General features: G+C 71.3%; 23 protein-coding genes and 1 riboswitch. Of the genes, 7 read left to right on the top strand and 16 right to left on the bottom strand.

The features are described 5' to 3' along the window. Positions 1–178 precede the first annotated feature (178 nt). From ACFQUZ_RS23190 to ACFQUZ_RS23180, 3 genes are all read right to left on the bottom strand, one after another. Positions 179–1,003 (bottom strand): ABC transporter ATP-binding protein, encoded by an 825-nt coding sequence (locus ACFQUZ_RS23190; RefSeq protein WP_377445820.1) that lies wholly within the window; start codon positions 1,001–1,003, stop codon positions 179–181. A gap of 2 nt (positions 1,004–1,005) precedes the next feature. Next, positions 1,006–1,992 carry a FecCD family ABC transporter permease gene (locus ACFQUZ_RS23185; protein ID WP_377445818.1) on the bottom strand — a complete coding sequence of 329 codons (987 nt, stop codon included), beginning with the start codon at positions 1,990–1,992 and terminating at the stop codon, positions 1,006–1,008. A gap of 134 nt (positions 1,993–2,126) precedes the next feature. Then, positions 2,127–3,056, bottom strand: a complete 930-nt coding sequence (locus ACFQUZ_RS23180; protein ID WP_377445811.1) for an ABC transporter substrate-binding protein — start codon at positions 3,054–3,056, stop codon at positions 2,127–2,129. A 109-nt stretch (positions 3,057–3,165) separates the two neighbouring features. After that, positions 3,166–3,243, bottom strand: a riboswitch (cobalamin riboswitch). A 206-nt stretch (positions 3,244–3,449) separates the two neighbouring features. On the opposite strand from ACFQUZ_RS23180, the gene ACFQUZ_RS23175 reads away from it, so the two are divergent. Next, a complete protein-coding gene (locus tag ACFQUZ_RS23175) occupies positions 3,450–4,784 on the top strand; it encodes a peptidase C39 family protein (RefSeq protein ID WP_377445809.1) in 1,335 nt (444 codons plus the stop codon). 75 nt (positions 4,785–4,859) lie between these two features. Here ACFQUZ_RS23175 and ACFQUZ_RS23170 read toward each other — a convergent pair whose 3' ends face one another. From ACFQUZ_RS23170 to ACFQUZ_RS23160, 3 genes are read right to left on the bottom strand one after another with little or no spacing between them, the layout of a single operon-like run. Next, on the bottom strand, positions 4,860–5,159 hold the full coding sequence (locus ACFQUZ_RS23170) for a DUF4229 domain-containing protein (RefSeq protein ID WP_377445807.1): 300 nt from the start codon (positions 5,157–5,159) through the stop codon (positions 4,860–4,862). 11 nt (positions 5,160–5,170) lie between these two features. Next, a complete protein-coding gene (locus ACFQUZ_RS23165) occupies positions 5,171–5,593 on the bottom strand; it encodes a hypothetical protein (RefSeq protein WP_377445805.1) in 423 nt (140 codons plus the stop codon). Between the two features lie 41 nt (positions 5,594–5,634). Continuing rightward, entirely contained in the window at positions 5,635–6,303 is a 669-nt protein-coding gene (locus ACFQUZ_RS23160; protein ID WP_377445803.1) for a hypothetical protein, read from the bottom strand. A 237-nt stretch (positions 6,304–6,540) separates the two neighbouring features. Here ACFQUZ_RS23160 and ACFQUZ_RS23155 point away from each other — a divergent pair, with 237 nt between their 5' ends. Then, positions 6,541–8,106 (top strand): NlpC/P60 family protein, encoded by a 1,566-nt coding sequence (locus ACFQUZ_RS23155; RefSeq protein ID WP_377445802.1) that lies wholly within the window; start codon positions 6,541–6,543, stop codon positions 8,104–8,106. 619 nt (positions 8,107–8,725) lie between these two features. On the opposite strand, the gene ACFQUZ_RS23150 is transcribed toward ACFQUZ_RS23155, so the two are convergent. Continuing rightward, on the bottom strand, positions 8,726–8,908 hold the full coding sequence (locus ACFQUZ_RS23150; RefSeq protein ID WP_377445800.1) for a hypothetical protein: 183 nt from the start codon (positions 8,906–8,908) through the stop codon (positions 8,726–8,728). A 1,222-nt stretch (positions 8,909–10,130) separates the two neighbouring features. On the opposite strand from ACFQUZ_RS23150, the gene ACFQUZ_RS23145 reads away from it, so the two are divergent. The 3 genes from ACFQUZ_RS23145 to ACFQUZ_RS23135 all read left to right on the top strand — a co-directional run bounded on the left by ACFQUZ_RS23145 (position 10,131) and on the right by ACFQUZ_RS23135 (position 12,991). After that, the gene (locus ACFQUZ_RS23145; protein WP_377445798.1) at positions 10,131–10,466 is read left to right on the top strand and encodes a hypothetical protein; all 336 of its coding nucleotides are present in this window, start codon (positions 10,131–10,133) and stop codon (positions 10,464–10,466) included. A 300-nt stretch (positions 10,467–10,766) separates the two neighbouring features. After that, positions 10,767–12,266, top strand: a complete 1,500-nt coding sequence (locus ACFQUZ_RS23140) for a DEAD/DEAH box helicase (protein WP_377445816.1) — start codon at positions 10,767–10,769, stop codon at positions 12,264–12,266. A gap of 95 nt (positions 12,267–12,361) precedes the next feature. Further along, positions 12,362–12,991 (top strand): putative glycolipid-binding domain-containing protein, encoded by a 630-nt coding sequence (locus ACFQUZ_RS23135; RefSeq protein ID WP_377445796.1) that lies wholly within the window; start codon positions 12,362–12,364, stop codon positions 12,989–12,991. On the opposite strand, the gene ACFQUZ_RS23130 is transcribed toward ACFQUZ_RS23135, so the two are convergent. The 3 genes from ACFQUZ_RS23130 to ACFQUZ_RS23120 all read right to left on the bottom strand — a co-directional run bounded on the left by ACFQUZ_RS23130 (position 12,988) and on the right by ACFQUZ_RS23120 (position 15,694). After that, positions 12,988–14,082, bottom strand: a complete 1,095-nt coding sequence (locus ACFQUZ_RS23130) for a PLP-dependent cysteine synthase family protein (RefSeq protein WP_377445794.1) — start codon at positions 14,080–14,082, stop codon at positions 12,988–12,990. The genes ACFQUZ_RS23135 and ACFQUZ_RS23130 overlap by 4 nt on opposite strands. A gap of 127 nt (positions 14,083–14,209) precedes the next feature. Beyond that, positions 14,210–15,043, bottom strand: a complete 834-nt coding sequence (locus ACFQUZ_RS23125; RefSeq protein ID WP_377445793.1) for an SDR family NAD(P)-dependent oxidoreductase — start codon at positions 15,041–15,043, stop codon at positions 14,210–14,212. 174 nt (positions 15,044–15,217) lie between these two features. Continuing rightward, positions 15,218–15,694: an Lrp/AsnC family transcriptional regulator gene (locus ACFQUZ_RS23120; protein ID WP_377445792.1), complete on the bottom strand. Its 477-nt coding sequence runs from the start codon at positions 15,692–15,694 to the stop codon at positions 15,218–15,220. Between the two features lie 239 nt (positions 15,695–15,933). Between ACFQUZ_RS23120 and ACFQUZ_RS23115 the strand changes: the two genes are divergently transcribed. Next, on the top strand, positions 15,934–16,206 hold the full coding sequence (locus ACFQUZ_RS23115; RefSeq protein WP_377445791.1) for a BldC family transcriptional regulator: 273 nt from the start codon (positions 15,934–15,936) through the stop codon (positions 16,204–16,206). 9 nt (positions 16,207–16,215) lie between these two features. Here the strand turns inward: ACFQUZ_RS23115 and ACFQUZ_RS23110 are convergent, their stop codons facing one another. The 6 genes from ACFQUZ_RS23110 to ACFQUZ_RS23085 form a co-directional block, all read right to left on the bottom strand. Next, positions 16,216–16,845 (bottom strand): UbiX family flavin prenyltransferase, encoded by a 630-nt coding sequence (locus tag ACFQUZ_RS23110; RefSeq protein WP_377445790.1) that lies wholly within the window; start codon positions 16,843–16,845, stop codon positions 16,216–16,218. 153 nt (positions 16,846–16,998) lie between these two features. Next, entirely contained in the window at positions 16,999–17,901 is a 903-nt protein-coding gene (mqnP, locus tag ACFQUZ_RS23105) for a menaquinone biosynthesis prenyltransferase MqnP (protein WP_377445788.1), read from the bottom strand. Then, the gene (locus ACFQUZ_RS23100; protein ID WP_377445787.1) at positions 17,898–19,361 is read right to left on the bottom strand and encodes a menaquinone biosynthesis decarboxylase; all 1,464 of its coding nucleotides are present in this window, start codon (positions 19,359–19,361) and stop codon (positions 17,898–17,900) included. Before ACFQUZ_RS23100 ends, mqnP begins: the two co-directional genes overlap by 4 nt. 102 nt (positions 19,362–19,463) lie before the next feature. Next, entirely contained in the window at positions 19,464–19,970 is a 507-nt protein-coding gene (locus tag ACFQUZ_RS23095; protein WP_377445786.1) for a DUF523 domain-containing protein, read from the bottom strand. A gap of 44 nt (positions 19,971–20,014) precedes the next feature. Further along, the gene (locus ACFQUZ_RS23090) at positions 20,015–20,950 is read right to left on the bottom strand and encodes an SMP-30/gluconolactonase/LRE family protein (RefSeq protein ID WP_377445785.1); all 936 of its coding nucleotides are present in this window, start codon (positions 20,948–20,950) and stop codon (positions 20,015–20,017) included. Between the two features lie 137 nt (positions 20,951–21,087). Continuing rightward, positions 21,088–21,981, bottom strand: coding sequence for a LysR family transcriptional regulator (locus ACFQUZ_RS23085; protein WP_377445784.1), 894 nt, complete (start codon positions 21,979–21,981; stop codon positions 21,088–21,090). An 81-nt stretch (positions 21,982–22,062) separates the two neighbouring features. On the opposite strand from ACFQUZ_RS23085, the gene ACFQUZ_RS23080 reads away from it, so the two are divergent. Beyond that, positions 22,063–23,073 (top strand): DMT family transporter, encoded by a 1,011-nt coding sequence (locus ACFQUZ_RS23080; RefSeq protein WP_377445783.1) that lies wholly within the window; start codon positions 22,063–22,065, stop codon positions 23,071–23,073. Positions 23,074–23,157 lie beyond the last annotated feature (84 nt).

The following is a 23,157-nucleotide window of genomic DNA, read 5'->3' as shown; positions in this document are numbered from 1 at the left end:
GGGGCATTACGGTGGGACATGAGGACCTCCCTGAGTCAGGTGCGGCTGTTGTGGTAGCTCCACACCTACTCGGGAGGTCCTCACCATTTCAAGATCCCAGCCGTGTCACCAACGTCCATGGGCAGTACACCTTAGATCGACGTTGCGGGGGCGGGGGGCGGGGCGGGGAGGGAGGGGGTCAGCTGCGGACTGGGACGACGAGCGGGCCGTGGTCGCCGGGGATGATCCGCACCCGGGCCCGGTAGTGCCGTTCGAGTAGTTCCGCGGTGAGCACCTCGGGTGGCGGCCCGACCGCCACCACCCGTCCGTCGGCCAGCAGCACCAGCCGGTCCGCGTACTCACCGGCGACCGTGAGATCGTGCATCGTCGCCAGCACCGTCAGCCCGTGCTCCCGGCGCAGCCGGTCGACCAGGTCCAGCACCTCCTGCTGGTGACCGATGTCGAGGGCGCTGGTCGGCTCGTCGAGCAGCAGCAGCGGGGCACCCTGGGCCAGCGCCCGGGCGAGGAAGACCCGCTGCCGCTCGCCGCCGGAGAGGGTTACCAGCGGCCGGTCGGCGAAGGCGGCCAAGTCCAGCTGTTCCAGCACGTCGTGCACGACGGCGAGGTCCGCGGCCGACTCCCGCCCCAGCGCCGGGATGTACGGCGTGCGCCCGAGCAGCACGTAGTCGAGGACCGCCATGCCGGGCGGCACCACCGGGGACTGCGCAACCGTGGCGACAACCCGGGCCCGGTCCCGTCGGCGCAGCGCGCCACCCGCCGTCCCGAGGAGGCGGATGTGACCGCTCGCCGGCAGCAGGCCGTTGACCGCGCGCAACAGGGTCGACTTGCCGGCGCCGTTCGGGCCGATGACGGTGACCCATTCGCCCGGGAACACCGTCAGTGACACATCGTCGAGGATCGGCGCGCCGTCCAGCGTGACGGACAGCCCGACCACCTCGACCGCGGGCGCCGAGTCCGTGGTACCCGAGTCCGTGGACGCCGAGTCCGCGGGCGCCGAGTCCATGGTCATTCGACCGTCCTCCGGCTGCCGCGCAGCACCAGGACGAAGAAGGGCGCGCCGACCAGGGCGGTAACCACGCCGATCGGGATCTCGGTAGGTGCCGCCACGGTCCGCGCGGCCACGTCGGTCAAGGTCAGGAACGCGCCGCCGAACAGCATCGACAGCGGCAGCACCACCCGGTACGAGGCGCCGAAGAGCAGCCGTACGACGTGCGGGACGACGACGCCGACAAACCCGATCAAGCCGCTCACTGAGACGGCCGCGGCGGTACCCAGCGAGGCGGCGGCGATCAGCAGGTACCGGGAACGCTGGGGGTGCAGGCCCAACCCAGCCGCCTCCTCGTCGCCGACTGACAGGACGTCCAGTTCTCTCCGGTGCAGCAGCACGACGACCGCGGTGAGCACCGTGTAGGGCAGCATGATCTGCACGTCGTGCCAGCCGGCGGTGGCCAGCCGGCCGGTCAGCCAGGCGTACACCTCGCGGATGGTCTCGGCGTTACGTTGCAGCAGGTAGGTCTGCCCGGCAGCGCAGAACGCCGATACCGCCACACCGGCCAGGATCAGGGTGGCGGGCGACCGCCGGTTACGCCCGTTGGTCCCACCCAGCAGGTACGTCAACAGCACCGAACCGAGGGCACCCGCGAAGGCCGCGACCGGCACCGTCACCGGCAGGTTCGCGGTCACGTCCCCCGGCCCCGGCCGGAAGGCGATCACAGCGGTCACCGCGAATCCCGCACCGGCGGCAACCCCCAGCAGGTACGGCTCGGCGAGCGGGTTGCGGAAGACGCCCTGGTACGCCCCGCCGGCCAGCGCCAGCATGGCCCCGACGAGCATGGCCAGCACCACGCGGGGCAACCGGAGTTCGGTGACGATGGCGGCTTCCTGCGCCGACAGCCCACTCTCCAACCGGATCCCGGGCAGCGCGTTCAGCACCTCCAGGGCGACCGGGCCGGGCGGCAGTCGTACCGGACCGAGGGCGACCCCGACGACCATTGCCGCGCCGATCGCGATCACCCCGACCAGCACGGTCCATGGTCGCAACCGGGCGGGTCGAGGCGGCCGGACCGAAGCGCGGCGTCGCGGACCGCCGGTCAGGGCGGCACCGTCACGGCGTCGCGGGCCGGCGATCAGGCCGGCACCTTGGCGACGGCGTCCGCGATCACCCGGACAAGGTCGACGGTGCGCGGACCCCACCGGGAGGCGATGTCGTCGTCGAGCGCCACCACCTGGTTCCGGGTGACGGCCGGGATGGTGGCCCAGCCGGCCCGCTCCTTGACGGTTGCCGCGCTCTGCTGGCAGCACTTGGTGTCGGCCAGGAAGATGACGTCGGGCGCGGCGCCGATGATCGCCTCGGCGGAGAGCTGCGGGTAACCGCCCGCCGCGCCATCCGCGTCGGCCGGGTCCGCGACGTTTGTCATCCCGAACAGGGTGAGCAGTGAGCCGACGAAGGTCTTGCTGGTGACCGAGTAGAGGTTGGTGTCCAGCTCCCAGTAGTACTTCAGCGGCGTGGACCGCCGGGGGATCTCGGCGGTCAGCTTGGCGATGTCCGCCTTCATCCGCTCGACAACGTCGGTGGCCTCGTCGCCGTGCCCGGTCAGCGTGCCCAGCTCGGTGAGCTGGCGGTAGGTGTCGTCGATGGTGGTGGCCGCCGGTGCCAGGTAAACCGGGATCTTGAGTTTGGTGAGCGAGTCGACAAGCTTGTTCATGTCATCCGAGATGACCACCAGGTCGGGCGTCTTCCCGGCGATCGCCTCGGCGTTCGGCTGGTACGCCGACAGTTCGGTCTTGGGCGCCTCGGGCGGATAGTTCGACGTGCTGTCCACCGCCGTCACCTGGTTGCCCGCTCCGATGGCGAACAGCATCTCGGTGGCGGTGGCCGACAGCGACACGATCTTCCTGGGCTGCTCGGCGAGGGTGAGGTCGCCGACCGTCACCGGATAGTCCGGCCCGGCGCCGCTCGGGGCGACGGCTGGCTCGTCGGCGGTTCCGCCGCAACCGCCGAGGGCGATGGCCGCCGTGCTCAGTACGGCGACGAGGAGCGAGGTAGGTCTGCGCATGGGTCCTCCTGTCGGTCGAGGATCTGGTGCATCGCCGACAGGGCCGCCCGGTGCCCGTCCGCGAGGCGCCCTTCCTCGAAGGCGCTGGTTCGCGACCGCTCGCAGGCGACCTGGCTCATCCCGTCCGGGGCCGGGTTCGGCTTGGACGGACATCACAGTTGCGGGACAGCGCCGGTTTCGCACCGGCTTCGCTGCGGGGCGGTCGTAGGAACGGTAGCGCACCGTCGGCGAGGAGTCCCCGGGCCGGTGGGCCGGTGGGCCGGTGGGCCAGTGGGCCGGGGCTCCGGCGGTCCGGCGGTCCGGCATTAATCTTCCAACACATTGACACTGGCGAAATTTAGTTGCGAGCGGAATAGTGGGGACAACCACCAGAACACCCACGCGGAGGCTGCCATGGGCACCGGACGCCTACCCACTGTCACCGTCGCCGGCCTGCTCATCCTCGGCCTGGTCGGCACCGCGACACCCGCGCTCGCGGCCGATCCGCCGGTGTCGCACGATGAACAGATCACATATCAGGACTGGACCCGCTACCGCGACTGGCGCGACGGCACCCATCGGGGGACCATCGCGCTCCCCGGCCTGCGGGGCGGCGTCACCATGCTGTGGCCCGCGGGGACGGCCGACTACCCGGATCCGCACACTGGGACCACGAAGACCTGGGAGTACGCGACCTGGACCTCCCCCGTCCGGCAGGTCGGGTTCGACGCCACCGAACTCGTCGCGTCATGGAACGCCCAGACGCCGCCCGGGACCTGGATCCAGGTGGAACTGCGGGGCAGCTACACCACGGGCGACAAGACGCCCTGGTACGTCATGGGCCGGTGGGCGTCCGGGGACGCCGACATCCGTCGTACCAGCGTGGATGGCCAAGGCGACGAGCACTCCTCGATCTGGACCGACACCTTCTCCATCGACGACGCCTCGGCCGGGGTGCTGCTGTCGGCGTACCAGTTCCGGTTGACCCTCTACCGCGCACCCGGACAGTGGCGCTCACCCCGGGTCACCATGCTCGGCGCGATGAGTTCCGCGGTACCCGACCGGTTCACCGTGCCGCCCAGCCCCGGCGGCATCGCGTGGGGCACCGAACTGGCCGTGCCGCGCTACTCGCAGAACGTCCACAAGGGTCACTACCCGGAGTACGACGGCGGTGGCGAGGCGTGGTGCTCGCCCACCTCCACCGAGATGGTGGTCGAATACTGGGGGCGCCGGCCGTCCGCCGAGGACACCTCCTGGGTCAACCCGGACTACCCGGATCCGACCGTCAACCACGCCGCCCGGATGGTCTACGACTACCAGTACGAGGGCGCCGGCAACTGGCCGTTCAACACCGCGTACGCCGCCACCTTCCCCGGCCTGGAGGCCAGGGTCACCCGGTTGCACTCGCTCGACGAACTGGAACGCTTCATCGCCGCCGGCATCCCCGTGGTGACCAGCCAGTCATTCCTCGCCAGCGAACTGGACGGGGCCAACTACGGCACGTCGGGTCACCTCTTCGTGGTGGTCGGCTTCACCGCCGAGGGCGACGTGGTGGTAAACGATCCGGCGTCATCGTCAAACGACGCCGTCCGCAACGTCTATCCGCGGGCCCAGTTCGAGCAGATCTGGCTGCGTACCAAGCGGCACCGGGCGGACGGCTCGGTGGCGAGCGGCACCGGCGGCATCGCGTACCTGATCAAGCCGGTGACCCGCCCCTGGCCGCACGTCCCCGGCTCGACCAACTGGTGACCCAGGTGGCTCGCGTCATCCGGAGAGCCTCCGGGTGGCGCGGGCCGCGTTACCGCAAGGGGCCCCGGGGCCGCGTCACCGCGAGGAGTCAGGGGCCGGCGGGCCGTCGTTCGCCGGCCGGTCGGCGCCCGCGTCGTCACCCGCGAGCGCGGCACGCAGCCGCTCCTTCTCGTCCCGGCGCCGCTGCGCCGCGGCGGCGATCTGGTGCGCCATCTCGTCCCGCCACTTCCGCAGCAGGATGAACGACAGCGCCGCCGAGAACGCCAGAGCCAACATCAGCTTGACGAAGATGTTGAGGTCCACCGGCCAGAGCGCCAGCACCGACGCCACGAACAGGCCGATCCGACCCAACGTGTACTTCACCGCTGGACTCATGCTCACTCCGCTCAACCCGTCCGGTGGCTGAGCCACCGGACACCGACAAACCACACCACCGCGTACACCACGGTGAACGTCACCGCCGCCAGACCGCCCGAGAAGAGCGGCGGCAGGCCACTGACCACCGACGCGACAAGCAGCCCCGCCGGGATCGCGGCCAGCGCTCCCGCCAGCGCTGCGACCACCCGTGCCGCGCCGTACTCCCAGGTACGGAAGTCGTCGAGGAACATCCACGCCGGCAGTACCGCCGCGATCCAGCCGTTGGCGCCGCCGAACCGGGCACTTCCGAAGGCGGCGACCACCAGATCGAACAGCGCCAGGGCCAGCAGCCCGAGCACCGCGCCGGCCAGGCCGATTCCGACCAGATCGGGCAGGTGGGCGATCCGGCCGGCGTCGTCGCGCCGGGGAAAGGCGCCGCGTTGGTCAGCCATGACGAACCGAGGGTACGGGAGCCGGGATCACCTGGTCGGCCTCAGGCCCACACCCGCTGCGGGACGGAGCGGCGCTCCGCCAGCGATGGCGGCGCGTCGTACTCGCGGACCACCTGGTGGTGGGCGTCCCGCTCGACCGGCCGGAACCCGGCGTCGCCGATCAGTGTGACCAGGTCCGCACGGCTTGCCTCGGCGTCCCGCTCGCCGGCGGTGCCGTCATCGGCGACACCCGCGAGGTCGTCGACGCCGAAGTTCATCGCGAGCTGCGCCAGTGACGGCCCGTCACTGGCCAGGTCGCAGGTCAGTCGCGGCACGTTGTCCAGCAGCAGGCGAGCCACCGCGAAGGTGGCCAGCGCCTCGGCGGGCGACACGACCGACGGTTCCCGCCGGCCCAGGAAGGAGACGAATCCATCCGTCTCGTCCTGCGTCTCGCGAATCCGGAGCAGTTGGTCCACCCGTTGCTCGCGGGTCTCGCCAAGGCCGTACCGCAGGACCGCCACCGTGTCACCGTCGAACGCGCCGGCGTCCTCGGGACCGACCCGGCTCAGGACGGTGAAGGTGACCCGGTCGGGCGTCGAGCGGCGGTGCTGGGCGAGCCGACCCAGCCACACCAGGTCGCCGCAGCCGTACAGCGCGATCCCGTCGGCGCGGTCCAGCCGCTGTCCGCCGTACACCTTCTGCTCGATCTCGCGCCTGTCTCCGGCGTCCATCCGTCGCACTCCTTCACCCGCGTTCGGATCGAGGGTACGCGGACGGTGCAGGTCACGGCCGGGTGGCCGGCCGGCGTCCGGAATCGGTCACCCGATTCCCAGTATGTCGTTACCCGATGCCCCAGTGACACGCGCGACATATTCAGGTAAGACAAAGTGGGGCCGACGCGCACACCGGGTGTCGGGCCCTGACCGCGTGATCAACGCGGGTCGGCGGGAACGATCCATGGGAGCGGTATGACCAGCAGCGATTACGGCCGGCGGCAGCGACTCCGGGAGGCGATCCGTCCGCTGCTCCGGCCGATGGTCTGGTCGTCGTTGCTCCGGCCGATGGTCTGGTCGTCGATGCTCGCTGCCGCGGCCGTCGTCGCCTTTGTGGTCCCGGCGAACGCCGCCCCGGCTGGACCCGACCGGGTCCCTGACTCTGGAGCCCGCCCCCAGTACGTCGGCTCGCTCACCCTGCCCGGTGCCGTCCCAGCCGGCCAGTCGACGGCCCGGCCGCCGTCGACGAGTGCCCTGAACGGCCCGCTGGCGATCCAGGTGCTGGCCATGGAGACCGAGGTCGCCACCCTCGGCGAGCAACTGCTCCAGCTCCGCCAGGACCGGGACACGACGGTTGCCGAGCGGAGCCAGGTGGCGAACGAATTGGCGGAGGCGACCGCCGCGCTCGACCGGGCGAAGGTGTCGGCCGACAAGGCCGCCGGCAACGCACTCAAGGAGGCGGCGGCCCTGCCGCCCGGCGCGTTCGGCTCGGACCTGCACGGCCTCGGCGCGCTCAGCCGGACCAGGGAGGGCCGGCAGGGGGACGACACGGTCACCGGAGTGACCGCCGACGTCATCCGGGCCAAGCAGCAACTGGCAGACGCGCAGGCCCGGCTCGCCGAGGCCGACGGCAGGATGGGCCGCGCGAACGCGGCGTTCACCAGCGCCGAGGGCACGTTCCGGCAGCGCGAAGCGGCCCTGGTGAGGCTGCGTACCCAGAACGCCGAGCAGCTGGCGCTGATCGAGCAGCAACGGGAGGCCGCCGAGCAGCAACTGGGCGCCGGCATTGTCGACGGCGCCGGGATCGCCGGCCTGACCGCCGACCCACGGGCCCTGCGTGCGGTTCAATTCGCGCTCGCCCAGCGCGGTGACCCGTACGTCTGGGCAGCCGAGGGCCCCAACGCGTACGACTGCTCCGGGCTGATGTGGGCGGCATACCGGTCTGTCGGCTACCAGCTCCCCCGGGTGTCCCGGGACCAGTACTACGCCACCCGGGCCCGCACCGTGGACCGCAACTCGTTGCTCCCCGGCGACCTGATCTTCTTCGCGTCCGACAGCCGGAACTGGCGGAGCATCCACCACGTGGGCATGTACATCGGCGGGGGCAAGATGGTGCAGGCTCCCCGCAGCGGTGACGTGGTAAAGGTGTCGACCGTGTGGTGGTCCCGCTTCTACGCGGCCACCCGCGTCTTCGGGGCGGTGCCGGGTCCGACGAACCCGCAACCCACGCCACCGAAGCCCCCGGCCAACCCGCCGCCCAGCTCGCCGCCGCCGACTTCACCGCCGCCGCCCAGCTCGCCACCGCCCAGCTCGCCGCCGCCCAGCTCGCCACCGCCCAGCTCGCCACCGCCCAGCTCGCCGCCGCCCAGCTCGCCGCCGCCCTCATCGGATCCGCCGTCCCCAGCACCGAGTGAATCGTCAGCCGCCCCGACCGCGAGCGTTGAGGCGTCGGACAGTGCCGCGCCGACCGCGAGCACCGAACAGTCGAACAGTGCCGCCCCAACCGGTTCGGCCACCGGTTCGCCGGAGTCTGATAGCTGATCCGCCGGTCGGTCACCCATCGCCCAGCGCGTGCGCGCCGGTGTCAGGATGTGGCACGGTAAACGCGAGGGCGAGGGGGTCCGGCTCCGCCGGTCGGGGTACGGGTGCGGGAGGCAGCAATGGGCGAGCAGCAGGTTTCACCGCCGGGTCCGGCCGAGAACGTGGATCCGGCGCAGTCGCGTCCCGCTAACGCGGACACGGAGGCCGGGACCGACATCGACGCGGAGGCCGAGACCCCCGAGGCGGACGCGAAGATCAAGGCGGAGGCCGAAGCCAAGGCCAAGGCCGACCCGAACGCGGACACGGACACGAACGCGGACACGGACACGGACCCGAACGCGGACACGGACACGGACACGAACGCGGACACAGACACGGACACGAACGCGAAGTCCGGCGCGGACACGGGGGCCGGGACCGACACGGACGCGGAAGCCGAGGCGCCGGCGGAGGCTGCTCCCGATGTGGCGACCGATGCTCCCGACTCCGGACCTGACCCGGGTGCTTCCCCGGACGTCGCCCCCGGCGCCGAGTCAGCTTCTCCGGTCGGCGACTCCGCGTCCGACGAGCCCGGCAAGGCTCCAGCCGGGGCGCCCGCCCCCGCTGGCGTCGCTCGCGGTCAAGCCGGCGTCGCGGCCGGCGTCCGGGCGGTCGGCGAGGCACCACCGAAGGCCGCGCAGCGAGCCGGTACGACGTACCGGGCCGGCACCGACGGACGTACCCCGACGGCCACCTCGGCAGCCGAATCCGTGGTCGACAAGCCGGTGGCGTTGACCGGGCCGACCACGGCCACCCCGACCATCGGGCGTGCGACCGTCCCTCGGCCACCGGCTGAGTCGGACAAGCCGGCGATCAAGGGGTTCGCGTCGCCGGGACCGGCGTCGCCCGGAGGGAACCTCCAAGTCAATGGGGCGGAAGCCGACGCGCCGGAAACCGGTCCACCAGTCTCCGACGCACCGTCCGTCGACCCGTCAGCAACAGCCTCGTCAGGCTCGGCGGCAGACCCAGCGGCGGAAGACCCACCGGCGGTAATCAACCCAGCGGCCGAAGACGCGCCAGCGGTGACCGACCCACCGGCGGCCGAAACGACACCCGAGGTCGGCTCCCCCAGGAAGCCGACACAGCCGGGCCAGGCAACGAACGGCCAGGCGACGGTCGCGGCTGGCGTGGTCCGGGCGAGTGCCGGCGTACCGGCGCGGCAGCGGATCTCGCTGCCCGAGGGCGACGCGGTGCCGACCCCGGGTGCTCCCACTGTCTACGGAAGGGCAGCCGGGGACGACCACGACAAGCGGCCGGACACTGAAAAACCGGCCGATCCGCCGGCCCCCGCCGAACCTCCACACCCGCCGGAGCCGCCCCGGCCGCCAGAGCCGGCTGAGCCACCGAGCCCACCCGAACCCGATCCGAGCCCTGAACCGGAGCCCATCCCCGAGCCGGAGCCGACCCCCGAGCCCGAGCCGCCGGCACCACCAACGCCGGCACCACCGACCCCGGTCCCCGCTCCCGTGCCGCATCGGCCGACCCCCGGCCCCGTGCCACCGGAGCCGACACCACCAGGCCCCGTGCCACCGGAGCCGACGCCCCCCGGTCCGCCACCACCGGGCCCCATCCCGCCGGGACCGACTCCCCCCGGTCCGGTGCCACCGGGTCCGCTGCCCGGCCCCATCCCGCCGGGTCCGGCACCCGTGCCGCCTGGACCCACGCCGCCTGGTCCCTTGCCGGACCCGATTCCGGTGCCGCCGACGCCGCCCGCACCCGGTCCGGTACCACCCGGCCCGGTACCGCCGACGCCCTTCCCCCCGATGCCCCCCGCTCCACCACCGCCAGGTCCGACGCCAGTGCCGCCCTTTCCGCCGCCACCGGCCGTACGGGCTCCGGCGGCCACGGCCATACGAGAGTCGGAGCGGCCGCGGAAGGCCATCCCCGTCCCCCGCAAGAGCCCGGAGAACGGTCCCGGCGAGGTCGGCCCGGCCCAGGCCACTCCCGTTCCAGGCGACCCGGACCGGCGGAGCCCCCGCGAAGCCGTGGCGGCGGCTCCAGCCGAACCCGCCGACGCCGACGTCACCCAGGTGCAGCCCGCCGGGGCCGGCCGGGGAACCGTCTACGGGGGGTACGGCCTTTCCGAGGTGGGCCAGCGGACCGTTCCGGTGTTCCCCTCCTCGGCCGAAACCTCGGGCTCGTTGACCGGTCACATCCTGGCGCAGGGCTGGGCCGACGCGCCGTCGTCGGGCGGCGGTACGGCCAAGGTGGTTATCGCCCTGGCCATCGCCCTCGGTCTGCTGGTGCTGGTCGGGCTCGCGGTGGCGCTCATCGCCGGAGACGCGATAAACAGCCTGTTCACCGGGGTCTTCGGCAGCTGACGCCCCGGGTTCGCCCGATCCGGTGCGGCGGGCGGGCGAGGTGAGCCTGCCCACTAGCGGGCCACATCACGGTGCCGTCGCGGTCGGTTCGCCGTACACTCGTATCCGATCATTGACCTGGCACGCCCCGACGCGTGCCCATGGGCGATCTTGCGGGCGATTCAGCGGCGGCATCCGAGCCGCGGCGGGCCATCGCGAAGATGCGCCCCGCCTGAGAGGTACTTCTTGACGTCCTTCGCTGATCCCAGCACGTTCCCGTCCGTCTTCGACAGCCAGACCGACAGCCCGGAGATCACCGCGGTGATCCCGGCCGACGCCGCGCCTGTCGACTTCGCCGACCTCGGCCTGCCCGACCAGCTCGTCCGCGCGCTGCGCCGGGAGGGCATCACCACGCCGTTCGAGATCCAGGCCGCGACCGTCCCCGATGCGCTCGCCGGCCGGGATGTGCTCGGCCGGGGCCAGACCGGTTCCGGCAAGACCCTGGCCTTCGGCCTGCCCCTGCTGGCCCGGGTGGCGGCGAGCGGCCGGGCCCGCCCGACGTACCCCCGGGCGTTGGTTCTCGTCCCCACCCGTGAGCTTGCCATGCAGGTCAACGACGCGTTGCTGCCGTTGGGCAAGGCGATGGGCGTCTTCGTCAAGACCGCCGTCGGTGGGGTGCCGTACGACCGGCAGATGGACGCCCTGCGCCGCGGCGTGGAGGTCATCGTCGCGACCCCCGGCCGGCTCGGTGACCTGATCGCGCGCGGGGTCTGCAAGCTCGACGAGATCGAGATCACCGTTCTCGACGAGGCGGACCAGATGGCCGACATGGGCTTCCTGCCCGAGGTCACCGAACTGCTCGCCAAGACACCCGCCGACGCCCAGCGACTGCTCTTTTCGGCCACCCTGGACGGTGACGTGGACGCGCTGGTCAAGCGGTTCATGACCGATCCGGTCACGCACTCCACCGCGCCGGCCACCGCCGCCGTCTCCACCATGGACCATCACCTGCTGCTGATCCCGCCGCACGACAAGTTCGCGGTGACCGCATCGATCGCCGCCCGGGACGGCCGGACGATGATCTTCGCCCGCACCCAACTGGGTGTCGACCGGCTGGTCAGCCAGCTCGCCGAGGTCGGGGTCCGGGCCGGTGCGTTGCACGGCGGCAAAACCCAGCGGGTACGCACCCGCACGCTTGCCGAATTCCGGGAGGGCCGGACCAAGGTCCTGGTTGCCACCGACGTGGCGGCCCGTGGCATTCACGTCGACGGGGTCACCCTGGTGGTGCATGTCGACCCACCCAAGGACTCGAAGGACTACCTGCACCGGGCCGGGCGGACCGCACGGGCTGGCGAGTCGGGCGCGGTCGCGACGCTGGTGCTGCCGAAGCAGCGCCGCTCGACGCTGGCCATGATGGAGAAGGCGGGCGTCGAGCCCGCCCAGGCCCGGGTCCGGGCCGGAGACCAGGCGTTGGCCGACCTGACCGGCGCCCGGCAGCCCACCGGTGTCCCGGTGGTTGACGAGCCACCGGCACCCCGGCGCAACGACCGTCCGCGCGGCGACCGCCGCTTCGGTGACCGCCGGTTCGGTGACCGTCCGCGTGGCGAGGGCCGGTTCGGTGACCGTCCGCGTGGCGAGGGCCGGTTCGGTGACCGGTCGCGCGCACCGCACCGACACGACGGCGAGCGGACCGGCGGTGACCACCGTTCCGGTGACCATCGCGGCGGGTTCCGGCGCGGTGGTCGTACCCCTGAGGACGGCGATCGGCGCGACGCGGGCGACCGCCGGTCCGGTGCCCGCCGCCCCACCCGTACCCACTGATCCCGGCCGGCGGCGGTCGGGGCTCACCCGCCCCGGCTGTCGCCGGTCCGGCGGAGAGTGTGCGGCGTCGTCCGCCGGCCGGTAGCGTCCCGCACATGGCCACGATGCCCAGATCGCTGTTCTGGATCCGCACCGACACCGCCGGCAGCGACCTCGCTCTCGTCGATGACCGCGCTGGACTCGCCGCTCGGGGGACCGCCCAGGCTGCCTCCCCGGTGCCACACACCTGCCGGTACGAGGTGGTCACCGACGAGGCGTGGACGACCGTCCGGCTGGAGGTCGTGGTCGAGGGTGCCGGTTGGCTGCGGTCGTTGCGCATGGAGCGGGCCGGCGGCCGGTGGCGGGTGAACACCAGTGAGATGGGTGACCTCGACGCGGCCCTCGCCGCGACGGGACAACGGCCCGTGGGCCTGCCGGGGACCGACGATCCGGACCGTCTCGGCGATGCCGTGGACGTCGACCTCGGCGCCGCGCCGCTGTTCAACACGCTGGTCGTACGCCGGCTCGGGCTGCTGGACGCGCCGCCCGGGACGACACATCGGATCACGGTGGCGTGGGTGCTCGTGCCCAGTTTGCTGGTCGTGCCGGCGGAACAGGTCTACACGGCCCTCGGTGACGGCGTGGTGCGGTTCGCCAGCGAGGGATTCAGCGCCGATCTTCCGCTCGACCCGCACGGGTACGTCCTCGGCTATCCCGGGTTGGCGGACCGCCCGGCGAGCGCCTAGTGCGGTGTCCAGGTGGAGTCGGCGAGAAAGCGGTAAATGGTGGCCAGGTGCGGAGCAAGGTCCAGGCCCTGCTGGGCCACCCACTCGTCGGAGTAGTACGAATCGGAGTACCGTTCGCCGCCGTCGCAGAGCAGGGTGACAAGCGAGCCGGTCCGGCCGGCCGCCCGTAACTCGGCGATCAGCGAGAACGCGCCCCACAGGTTGGTGCCGGTGGAGCCGCCGACCCGGCGGCCGAGGACACGGGACGCGGCGCGGGCGGCGGCTACCGAGGCGGCGTCGGGCACGTGCATCATGCGGTCCACCACCGAAGGCAGGAACGACGCCTCCACTGTCGGTCGGCCGATGCCCTCGATCCGTGAGCCGCGGCCGGTACTCACCGTCCAGTCGACGGCCGCCCAGGCCGGATAGAAGGCCGAGTGTTCCGGGTCAACGACACAGAGCTTGGTGGGCAACCGTCGGAAGCGGGCGTACCTGCCGATGGTGGCGCTGGTGCCACCGGTCCCCGCGCCCACCACCACCCAGACCGGGATCGGATACCGCTCCTGTTCCATCTGGTGATAGATCGACTCGGCGATGTTGTTGTTGCCCCGCCAGTCAGTGGCCCGCTCCGCATAGGTGAACTGGTCCATGAAATGTCCGCCGAGGTCTTCGGCGAGCCAACGAGCCTCGATCACCACCTTGGCGGGATCGTCGACCAGGTGGCAGCGGGCACCCTGGAACTCGATCAGGCTGATCTTCTCCGCCGAGGTGGAAGCCGGCATGACCGCGATGAACGGCAGCCCGAGCATCCGGGCGAAGTACGCCTCGGAGATGGCCGTGGAGCCGGACGAAGCCTCGACGATCGTCGTCTGCGGCCCGATCCAGCCGTTGCACAGGCCGTACAGGAAGAGCGAGCGGGCCAACCGATGCTTGAGCGATCCCGTCGGGTGCACCGACTCGTCCTTGAGGTAGAGGTCGATGCCCCAGTCGCGGGGGAGCGGAAACGGCAGCAGGTGGGTGTCCGCCGAACGGTTGGCGTCGGCCTCCACCGCCGCGATCGCGGCGGTGACCCAGGCCCGGTCTGCGTCATTACACCTGTCGACGTGCGTCACCCGGGCACGGTAACAAGCGCCCGCGGCCGGAAGGCCGCCGGTCAGCCGGCCACTGCGATTCGTCCGGTGCTGTCCGTCAGCCGGCACCGTCCGCCGGCCAGCACTGTCCGCCCGCCGGCACTGCGACTCAGCCGGTGTCTCGGGTCAGCCGGCGCTGTTGCCGACGCTGGCCGGCCCGGCCCACGGCGCCCACCACGGGCGTCAGCCGGATCGCCAGGCCAGGCAGGGCGTCCAGCAGCCGCACCTGGACACCCCGCCAGCGCGGCATGGTGACCACCGGCCGGGGGTGCCGAGCCAGCCGGACCGCGCGGGCTGCCACCCGCTCCGGCCGCAGCAGCGTCCCGGTGAACGAGGCGGCGGCGCCGGGGTCGGTGAGCCGGTCGTACAGCATCGGGGTCCAGATCCCGTCGGGGCACAGGCAGGAGATGTGGACGCCGCGAACACCGTCGGCGCGCAGGTCGGCGAGGGTGCCGAGGCTGAACGCGAGCAGGGCGTGCTTGCTGGCGGCGTACATCGTCTCGCCGGGCGCCGCGACCAGGCCGGCCAGCGAGACCACGTTGAGCACGTGGCCGTGGCCCTGTTCGCGCATGACCTCGAGCGCGGCCAGCGTACCGGCGATGGCGCCGAACGTGTTGACCTCGACGAGCCGCCGCCGGGTGCTGGGTTCCTGGTCCCAGGCCGGACCGGTGGCCAGCACGCCGGCGTTGTTGACCCAAAGGGCCAGCGGACCTCGGTCAGCGGCCTCCCGGGCCACCGTGACGCAGGCTGCCTCGTCGCGTACGTCAAGAGTTGTCGACCAGCCGCCGAGCCGCTCCGCGGCGGCGCTCGCCCCGGTGCCGTCCTGGTCGGTTACCAGGACCGACCAGCCGTCGGCATGCAGGGCGGTGGCGATGGCCCGGCCGAGTCCGCTGGCCGCGCCGGTGACCACCGCGCAGCCGGGGGAAGTCCGCGCCGACCTCATGGCCGCACCATACGGCAACTCCGGCCGGTGACGCCCCTCGATGGGGACGGCACGCCACCCCGAAGATCGCCCTCGATCGGGATGGCGGGCCCTCGGTCGGCCGGGATGAGCCCTACATCCCGATCGAGGGCAATCATGGCCGGTCGCACGGCGAACGGCGAACCGCGCGGACAGTCAGTCCACTGTGGCGGAGCGACCCTGCGCCCCGGGCACCGGCTGCGGCCGGCTCTCCCATTTCGTGGACAGCGCGATGCCGGTACGGGTGGAGGCCACGCCGGGCGTCCGGTTGAGCTGATTGATCAACTGCTCAAGCTGGGCGATGGTGCCGACCCGCGCCTTGAGCAGGAACGACTCCACCCCGGCCATGAAGTAGCAGGACTCGATCTCCGGCAGCTCGCGGAACGCCGCGAGGACGTCGTCGGTGTCCCCGCCGGAGTCCTGCACGATCCCGATCAGGGCTGTGACGCCGAGGCCGATCGCCTCGGGATCGATGTCCGCCCGGTAGCCCCGGATCGTCCCGCTCGCCTCCAGCTTGCCCACCCGCTCGTGTACGGCCGGCGCGGAGAGGCCGACCTGCCGGGCAAGTTCGGCGTAGGAGAGCCGCGCGTTACCCCGCAGCAACTCGACAAGGGCCAGATCGATGGCGTCCACGGGATGAAGACCCTAGCCGGCCGGTCCGGCGGCACCCCGCGGCACCCCGCGGTTAATATGGTCAGATATGCACACAACCCCCCAAAAGGTCGCGCAGTGAGTACGTTTTCGCGTTTGGGGGACACGACACGCCGACGGTGCTTCAATGGCCGTACGTCCCTAACCGACGCTTCATGAGCACCCGGTCTGGGGGACAGTCCTGGCAGTCCGGGGGGCTTCGTCGATGCGAGGAGGGGGCTGTGGAAGCTGGAGATCGTCTGCTGACGCCCGGAGAGGTGGCGGCGTTGTTCCGGGTGGACCCTAAGACGGTTACCCGGTGGGCCGCCGCGGGGCGGATCGGCAGCATCCGCACACCGGGCGGACACCGCCGCTTCCGGGAGTCGGAGGTGCGTGCTCTGCTCGAAGGTGAGGGCATGCTCGACGAGGCCGGGGAGGGCATCGCCGACCGACCGCGCAATGCCGGTCCGGCAGCCGCCGGCAGTCCCGGGCCGGCCAACGCCGGCCTGCACTGACGACGCGGGTCAGGTCCGCTCGGCACCCAACTCACCCGACCACCGCCGGAACAGGTCGTGCGGTACGTCGAGCGCGTCGAGCACCTTTCCGGCCACGAAGTCCACAAGTTGCGCCGCAGTCGCCGTCGCCCCGGCGCCGTAGAAGCCCGGGCTCGCCGGCAGCACCACGGCACCAGCGTCGTGCAACGCGAGGAGATGCTGCAGGTGGCTCCGGGTCACCGGGGTCTCCCGCGGGACCAACACCACCGGCCGTCGTTCCTTGAGATTGACCTCGGCGGCGCGCTGCAACAGATCCTTGGACAACCCGATGGCGATCCCCGCACAGGCCGCGGTGCTCGCCGGCACGACCACCATGCCGCGTACCTGGTAGGAGCCGCTGCTCGGCCCCGCCGCGAGGTCGCCGGCCGGCCAGTAACCCACGTCGGCGGCGGCCAGGTCACGCCCCAACCAGCCGGCGAGATCGTCCTTCCAGTGCGCGTCCCGGAATGGCCGTCCCGTCTCGTCCAGCAGGGTAAGCCGGGCCGCCCGGGACACCACCAAATCGACCGGGTCGCCGGCGTCCAGCAACCCACGCACGACGGCCGCCGCGTACGGCGTACCCGACGCTCCGGAAACCCCCACCACCCACGGCCTGCGCATGCCCTCAAGCCTGCCCGCCCTGCCGCCGCTCGCCCACCCCGACCCACCGCGCCCCCTCCGCGATCTTTCACTTCTGGTCCCGTGAAATGTGGGCAGAAATGACAAAACGGCAGCCACAACTGCAAGATCGCGCGGGAAATGTGGTGGGGTGGGTCAGGGGCGCAGTCCCAGGCGGAAGGTCAGGTCCAGCAGGGCGAAGACGAAGAGGGCTATGCCGACGAAGCCGTTGGCGGTGAAGAAGGCTCTGTTGACCTTGCTGAGGTCGGTCGGGGTGACCACCACGTGCTGGTAACCGAAGGCGACCGCGGTAAGCACCAGACCCAGCCACCACGGCCAACCGTAGCCGACAAGCGCGCCGAACCAGACGAACAACGCGAACGTGACGACGTGCGCGACCGTGGAGGCGTGCAGGGCGAATCGGAGCCCGTACCGGGCGGGCACGCTGCGCACCCCGATCCGCCGGTCGACCTCGGCGTCCTGACACGCGTAGATCAGATCGAAGCCGCCGATCCACAGGCCGACCGCCGCGCCGAGCAACCACGCCGGCCACGATCCGGCGAAGGTGCCGGTGACGGCGAGCCAGGCCCCGACCGGGCCGACGGCCTGCGCCAACGCGAGGATCGCGTGCGGCCAGTCGGTGAACCGTTTGCCGTACGGGTAGACCACCAGTGGGATCACCGCGAGCGGGGCGAGCACCAGGCAGAGCGGGTTGAGCAGCGCGGCGGCCACCAGGAAGACGACAAGCGCGACGACCGCACCGGTCCAGGCGGTCCGGACGCTCACCGCCCCGGTCACCAGTTCCCGCCCGGCGGTACGCGGATTCCGCGCGTCGATGCGGCGGTCGATGATCCGGTTGGCGGCCATTGCGAACGTCCGGGCGCCGACCATCGCCACGGTGATCAAGGCCAGGTCGGCCCAGCGCACCCGTCCGCCGTTGACCTGCATGGCGGTGAGCGCGCTCAGGTACGCGAACGGCAGCGCGAAGACCGAGTGCTCGATGGCCACCAGCCGGAGGAACGCCTTGACCCGGCCGGGCCGCTCCGCGACGGCCGTCATGAGAGCCCGTACTCCTTCCAGCGCTTGTCGACAAGCGAGACGACCTCCGGGGACATGGTCATCTCCTCCGGCCAACCCCGGGTGTACCCCTCGGTGGGCAACTTCCGGGTCGCGTCGACGCCCAGCTTGCCGCCCCAGAACTGCTGGTACGAGGCATGGTCGAGGTGGTCGACAGGCCCCTCGGTGACCAGGATGTCCCGGGCGTAGTCGACGTTGCCGAAGGCCCGGAAGGCGACCTCGTTGTAGTCGTGCACGTCACAGTCCTCGTCGACGATCACGATGAGCTTGGACAGGGACATCAGGTGCGCGCCCCAGATCGCGTTCATCACCTTCTGCGCGTGCTTCGGGTAACGCTTGCGGATCGACACGATCGCGCAGTTGTGGAACACCCCGGCGGCTGGCAGGTCGTAGTCGACGATATCCGGGATGAGGAGCTTGAGCAGCGGCTGGAAGATCCGTTCGGTGGCCTTGCCGAGGCCGTGATCCTCCTGTGGCGGCTTGGAGGTGATGATCGAGTGGTAGAGCGGGTCACGCTGCGTGGTCATCGCCTCGATGTGCAGCACCGGAAACGGCTCGACCGGGGTGTAGAAGCCGGTGTGGTCGCCGAACGGGCCTTCCGGCAGCCGCTCGCCGGGCTCCAGATATCCCTCGAGGACGATCTGCGCGTGCGCCGGGACCTGGAGCGGGACGGTGAGGCAGTCGACCATCTCCACCCGCTCGCCGCGCAGGAACCCGGCGAACAGATATTCGTCGATATCACCGGGGAGCGGTGCGCTGGCCGCGTAGCTGACCACCGGGTCGCAGCCGATCGCGATCGCGACCGGCAGCCGCTGACCGAGCCGCTCGGCGACCGCGTGGTGGGCGGTCGAGTCCTTGTGGATCTGCCAATGCATGCCCAGCGTGTTGCGGGAGTGCTGCTGAAGGCGGTACAGGCCGAGGTTGCGCTTGCCGGTCTCCGGGTGCTTCGTATGGGTCAGCCCGTAGTTGTGGAAGATCCCACCGTCCCCGGGCCAGACCTGGAGGCCGGGAAGCCGGTTGAGGTCGACCTCGTCGCCCCGGTACACCACCTGCTGGCAGGGTGCTGTCCTGACCTTCTTCGGCGGCACCGACTTGAGCTGCATGACCTTGCCGAGCCCTTCGCGGATGCCCGACCAGCCGACCGGGAGTTCCGGCTTGGTCAGGGCACCGATCCGGTCGCCGATCGCGTCGAGCCGGTCCACGCCCAGCGCCATGGCCATCCGCTTCTCGGTGCCGAACAGGTTGATCACCAAGGGCATCTCGCCGCGGGTGGGCCGCTCGAACAGCAGCGCCGGGCCGCCCGCCCGGACGGTCCGGGTGACCACCTCGCTGATCTCCAGCGTGGGGTCCACCGGGACACTCACCCGGCGCAGCTCGCCGGCCCGCTCCAGCGCGGCGACGAAGTCCTTGAGATCGGTGTACGGGAACCCGGGAACGGCCATACGTCAAGTCTCCCGCACCCCGCCGCGCCGCGAGGAAGGCCCCCTTGTTATCGGTTTTCGTATCGGACGGTGTGCGCCGAGCCACCCAAGGCCACACAGCCGCTACGGAGATCGCTCCGCCTGCTCCAGCTCTTCGAGAAGCTCCGCTGCCTGCTGAAGCTGCCCTTCGTGGAACACCGGAATGCCGTGGCGCAGCAGTTCCTCCGCGGTTACTCCCCGGCCGGGAATTGTGCGGCCGGTGAACGATCCGTCATAGACCTTGCTGCTGCCACACGTCGGGCTGCCGTCCACGAGTACCGCGAGCGCGACGCCAGCCGCCGCCGCTCGATCCACCGTTCGCCGAGCGGCGAGCCGAAACAGGCCTGTGACATCCGAGCCGCTGACCTCTCGGACGACGGCGGCGCCGGAAAGCACGTCGGCCGCGGTTCCGCCCACTATCTCGGCTGGTGGCCGAGGGACGGGGAACCCGACTGCGATCTCTGGGCAGAACCGCACGATGCGTCCCTCGGCCGACCACCGCTCCCAAATCGGCGAACTTACGGGCACGTCCGTCGCGTTGTAGCGCAACGCCGGCCCTTGTAGGCATCCGCTGACCAGCACCTTCCGCACCGGCCGGATGTTAGCAGCCCGACGGCCCCCGGGGCCCCGGACTGTCAGGCGGGCAGGCGGACGATGTCGTAGTCGGTCTCCGGCGTGGGTTCGACGTCGAACCGGCCGTTGACGACGTAGAGCCACGGCCCGAACAGGTCGCCGGTCGCCGGGACCCGGAGCTTCGGATCGGTGATCTCCCGGCGCAGCGCCCCTGCCGTGTATGCCGAGTTGAGCTGGAACACGGCGACCACGTTTGTCAGGTTGCGGATGACGTACAGCGTGCGGTCCCGCAACACCAGCCCGTCCGCCCGTGCGACCGAGTACCCACCAAGGTCGAAAACGGTGCTGCTGCCGGTATGCGGATCCACCCGGATCAGTCGACCCGTCAGCATCTGCGCCACCAGCAGGTCACCGTCGGGCAGTTCGACGATCCCGTTGTGGAACGCGTCCGGGGCCGTGCCCGGTCCGGACAGCGGGAGCACCCGGAATCCGGTCGCCGCCGGCAACCGGCCACCCGGGCCCAGCGGTACGACGTACAGCACCGGCCGGGTGGAGTCGGTGAAGTAGACCGCGTCCCGGGTGAGCACCAGATCGTTCACCAGGCTGCCGGGATCATCGGTGAATTGGTAGTGGGCCAACCTGGCCCCGGACCGGGCGTCGTAGACGCTGGCACCGCCGCCGGAGAAGTTCGCCGTCCAGAGCCGGTTGTGCGCGTCTACCTTGATCCCGGCCTTGTCGGTTCCGGATGCCCCGGGAATCAGCACCGAACCGCGCCCGGTACGCAGGTCTCCGCGCCACACCGCGCCGTCCATGATGGAGCTGATGTAAACCGTCGTGCCGCGACCGATTGTCAGTCCCTCCGGCACGAACCCGTCGGGAAGCGCGATGCGGGCCGGGAACGTCCGGTCGGCTGGGTGGGCTGTCGCCACCGCGGGCACGAGGGCCGTCGCTGCCGCCGCGACCAGGGAGACGAGGGAGGTAAAGAGGGTCCTTCGCAAGGGTCACCGCCAGGATCGTCGATAAAGCCAGGATCTGGACGGTGACTGGACGATGTGGACGTCCCGAAAGGTTGTCGTCGCGAAGGTTGTCAGGGAGTCAGCCATTACCGGTGCAGGGGTGACCTCGGGCAGCCCTGCTACGAGATACCCGAGGCGGCCTCCCGGAGGGCGAGGAGCACGATCCGCACGGCCGGGGTGCGCTCGACCGCGTCGGCCACCACCGCGTAGATCGAGCGGATCGGGGTGGGGCGGACCACCCGGACGCGGGTCACGCCGTCGGGCAGCTTGACCGCTCCGAGTGCGGGGAGCACCGTGAGGCCGATGCCGGCTCCGACGAAGGCGAGCGCCGTGGGGAAGTCGTGCGCCTCGACCCGGAATGCCGGGCTGAAGCCGGCGGCGGTGCAGGCTTCGATGAGGATGGCTCGGCACCAGCCACGGGCGAAGTCGTTGTCGACCCAACGCTCGTCGGCGAGGGCGGCGAGGTCCACCTCCTCCTGATCGGCGAAACGGTGCCCGGCTGGCAGCGCGGCGACGTAGGGGTCGTCGAGGAGGTGATGGGCGGTGTAACCCGGACCGGGGTCGAAGCCGGCGGGTCCCACCACCACCTGGACGTCGGCGCGTTCCTCCCGGTCGACCGGGATGTGTTCGAGCATCTCCAGGTCGAGCCGGACGCCAGGGAGGCCGTTGGTGATCCGCCGCACCACGTGCGGCATCCAGGCCGCGCCGACCGACGCGAAGTATGCGATGGACAGGACTCCGGTGCGACCTGCTCGCAGGTCCGCGATCAACGACTCGGCCTCACCGAGTCGGGCGAGCACCCGGTCCGCCTCGGCGGCGAGGGCGTGCCCGGCAGCCGTTGGCCGCAGGCCGCGACCCGCTCGGGCGAGCAGGGTGAGACCCGTCTCCCGCTGCAGCGCGGTGAGGTGCTGGCTGATGGCGGAGGGGGTGTAGCCCAGGTTGGCGGCGGCTGCCTGGACCGAGCCGGACGCCACGACGGAACGGAAGACCCGGAGACGGTGGACGTCGAGCACGCCATCACTATAAAGCTCGACTGAAATGTTGTGAAGGAACAGTAACTGGTACTGAACCATTGGGCGCGTGAGAATCACCCCATGACCCGCGCGGAAAGCACCATCCTGGTCGGGGCCGGGGTCGGCGCCGCCAACCCGTCCCCCGCCGACGACGCCCACGCCCGTCCGCCGGCACCCGCCGGAACCCGGTCCTGGGTCGTCGTCGCCGCAGCCGGGACAACCGTGCTCGTGTGGGCGTCGGCATTCGTCGGCATCAGATTCGCCGGGCACGACTACTCCCCGGGCGCCATGGCGCTGGGTCGCATGGCCTCGGCGTCCATCGCGCTGAGCATCTTCGTGGCGCTCACCAACGGCACCCGACGGCACGGCAGGCGACCGCGACCCGTGACGACGACGGACGGCCGGGCTCACCGGCTCACCGGCGGGACCCTGGGACTCATCACCATCTGGGGCATGGCCTGGTTCGGCGCGTACAACGTGGCACTCAACGCCGCGGAGCGCCTGGTCGACGCCGGCACGGCAGCGTTGCTGGTGTCGGTCGGCCCCATCCTCGTCGCGGTGGTCGCGGTCCTCGTGCTGGGCGAGCGACTCACCGGCCGGCTCGGTGCCGGGATGGCGGTCGCCTTCGCGGGGGTGGCCCTCATCGCCGCCAGCGGCTTCACCGGGCACGCCGACAAGGTCGGCATCGCGCTGGCGGTGCTCTCGGCCATGCTCTACGCCTTCGGCGTACTCCTCCAGAAACGACTGCTGGCACGCGTGGACGCGGTGACGATGACCTGGCTCGGAGCGCTGGCCGGCACCATCGCCCTGTTGCCGTTCGCCCCCACGCTCCTCGGGGAACTTGGCAGGGCCCCGGCCGCAGCCACCCTGGGCATGCTGTACCTGGGCGTTTTCCCGACCGCGATCGGCTTCCTCACCTGGGGCTACGTCCTGTCCCGCTGGACCGCGGGACGCGCCAGCGCCGCGACCTACCTGGCTCCACCGGTGACGGTGCTGTTGTCCTGGACGTTGCTGGGCGAGGTGCCAGCACCGCTCGCCCTGCTTGGCGGGGCGTTCTGCCTCACCGGTGTCATCCTCGCGACCCGTCGCTGACACCGGAGGTCCCACCATCTCGGCTCTCCGCGGGCCGGGATCACGGTTCAGCGCGTACGTCCGGCCGTGATCGCTGATCCGTGG

This window comes from Plantactinospora sp. GCM10030261 (assembly GCF_042666615.1).
Lineage (GTDB): Bacteria > Actinomycetota > Actinomycetes > Mycobacteriales > Micromonosporaceae > KBS50.
Note: the sequence above shows the minus strand (reverse complement) of the source record. Positions and strands in the feature narration are given on the sequence as shown.

What these genes read in the sequence shown, in the direction of transcription:
- ACFQUZ_RS23190 (WP_377445820.1), bottom strand. Translation starts at nt 1,003, where the DNA reads ATGGACTCGGCGCCCGCGGACTCGGCGTCCACGGACTCGGGTACCACG.
- ACFQUZ_RS23185 (WP_377445818.1), bottom strand. Translation starts at nt 1,992, where the DNA reads ATGGTCGTCGGGGTCGCCCTCGGTCCGGTACGACTGCCGCCCGGCCCG.
- ACFQUZ_RS23180 (WP_377445811.1), bottom strand. Translation starts at nt 3,056, where the DNA reads ATGCGCAGACCTACCTCGCTCCTCGTCGCCGTACTGAGCACGGCGGCC.
- ACFQUZ_RS23175 (WP_377445809.1), top strand. Translation starts at nt 3,450, where the DNA reads ATGGGCACCGGACGCCTACCCACTGTCACCGTCGCCGGCCTGCTCATC.
- ACFQUZ_RS23170 (WP_377445807.1), bottom strand. Translation starts at nt 5,159, where the DNA reads ATGAGTCCAGCGGTGAAGTACACGTTGGGTCGGATCGGCCTGTTCGTG.
- ACFQUZ_RS23165 (WP_377445805.1), bottom strand. Translation starts at nt 5,593, where the DNA reads ATGGCTGACCAACGCGGCGCCTTTCCCCGGCGCGACGACGCCGGCCGG.
- ACFQUZ_RS23160 (WP_377445803.1), bottom strand. Translation starts at nt 6,303, where the DNA reads ATGGACGCCGGAGACAGGCGCGAGATCGAGCAGAAGGTGTACGGCGGA.
- ACFQUZ_RS23155 (WP_377445802.1), top strand. Translation starts at nt 6,541, where the DNA reads ATGACCAGCAGCGATTACGGCCGGCGGCAGCGACTCCGGGAGGCGATC.
- ACFQUZ_RS23150 (WP_377445800.1), bottom strand. Translation starts at nt 8,908, where the DNA reads ATGGTCGGGGTGGCCGTGGTCGGCCCGGTCAACGCCACCGGCTTGTCG.
- ACFQUZ_RS23135 (WP_377445796.1), top strand. Translation starts at nt 12,362, where the DNA reads ATGGCCACGATGCCCAGATCGCTGTTCTGGATCCGCACCGACACCGCC.
- ACFQUZ_RS23125 (WP_377445793.1), bottom strand. Translation starts at nt 15,043, where the DNA reads ATGAGGTCGGCGCGGACTTCCCCCGGCTGCGCGGTGGTCACCGGCGCG.
- ACFQUZ_RS23110 (WP_377445790.1), bottom strand. Translation starts at nt 16,845, where the DNA reads ATGCGCAGGCCGTGGGTGGTGGGGGTTTCCGGAGCGTCGGGTACGCCG.
- mqnP (WP_377445788.1), bottom strand. Translation starts at nt 17,901, where the DNA reads ATGACGGCCGTCGCGGAGCGGCCCGGCCGGGTCAAGGCGTTCCTCCGG.
- ACFQUZ_RS23100 (WP_377445787.1), bottom strand. Translation starts at nt 19,361, where the DNA reads ATGGCCGTTCCCGGGTTCCCGTACACCGATCTCAAGGACTTCGTCGCC.
- ACFQUZ_RS23080 (WP_377445783.1), top strand. Translation starts at nt 22,063, where the DNA reads ATGACCCGCGCGGAAAGCACCATCCTGGTCGGGGCCGGGGTCGGCGCC.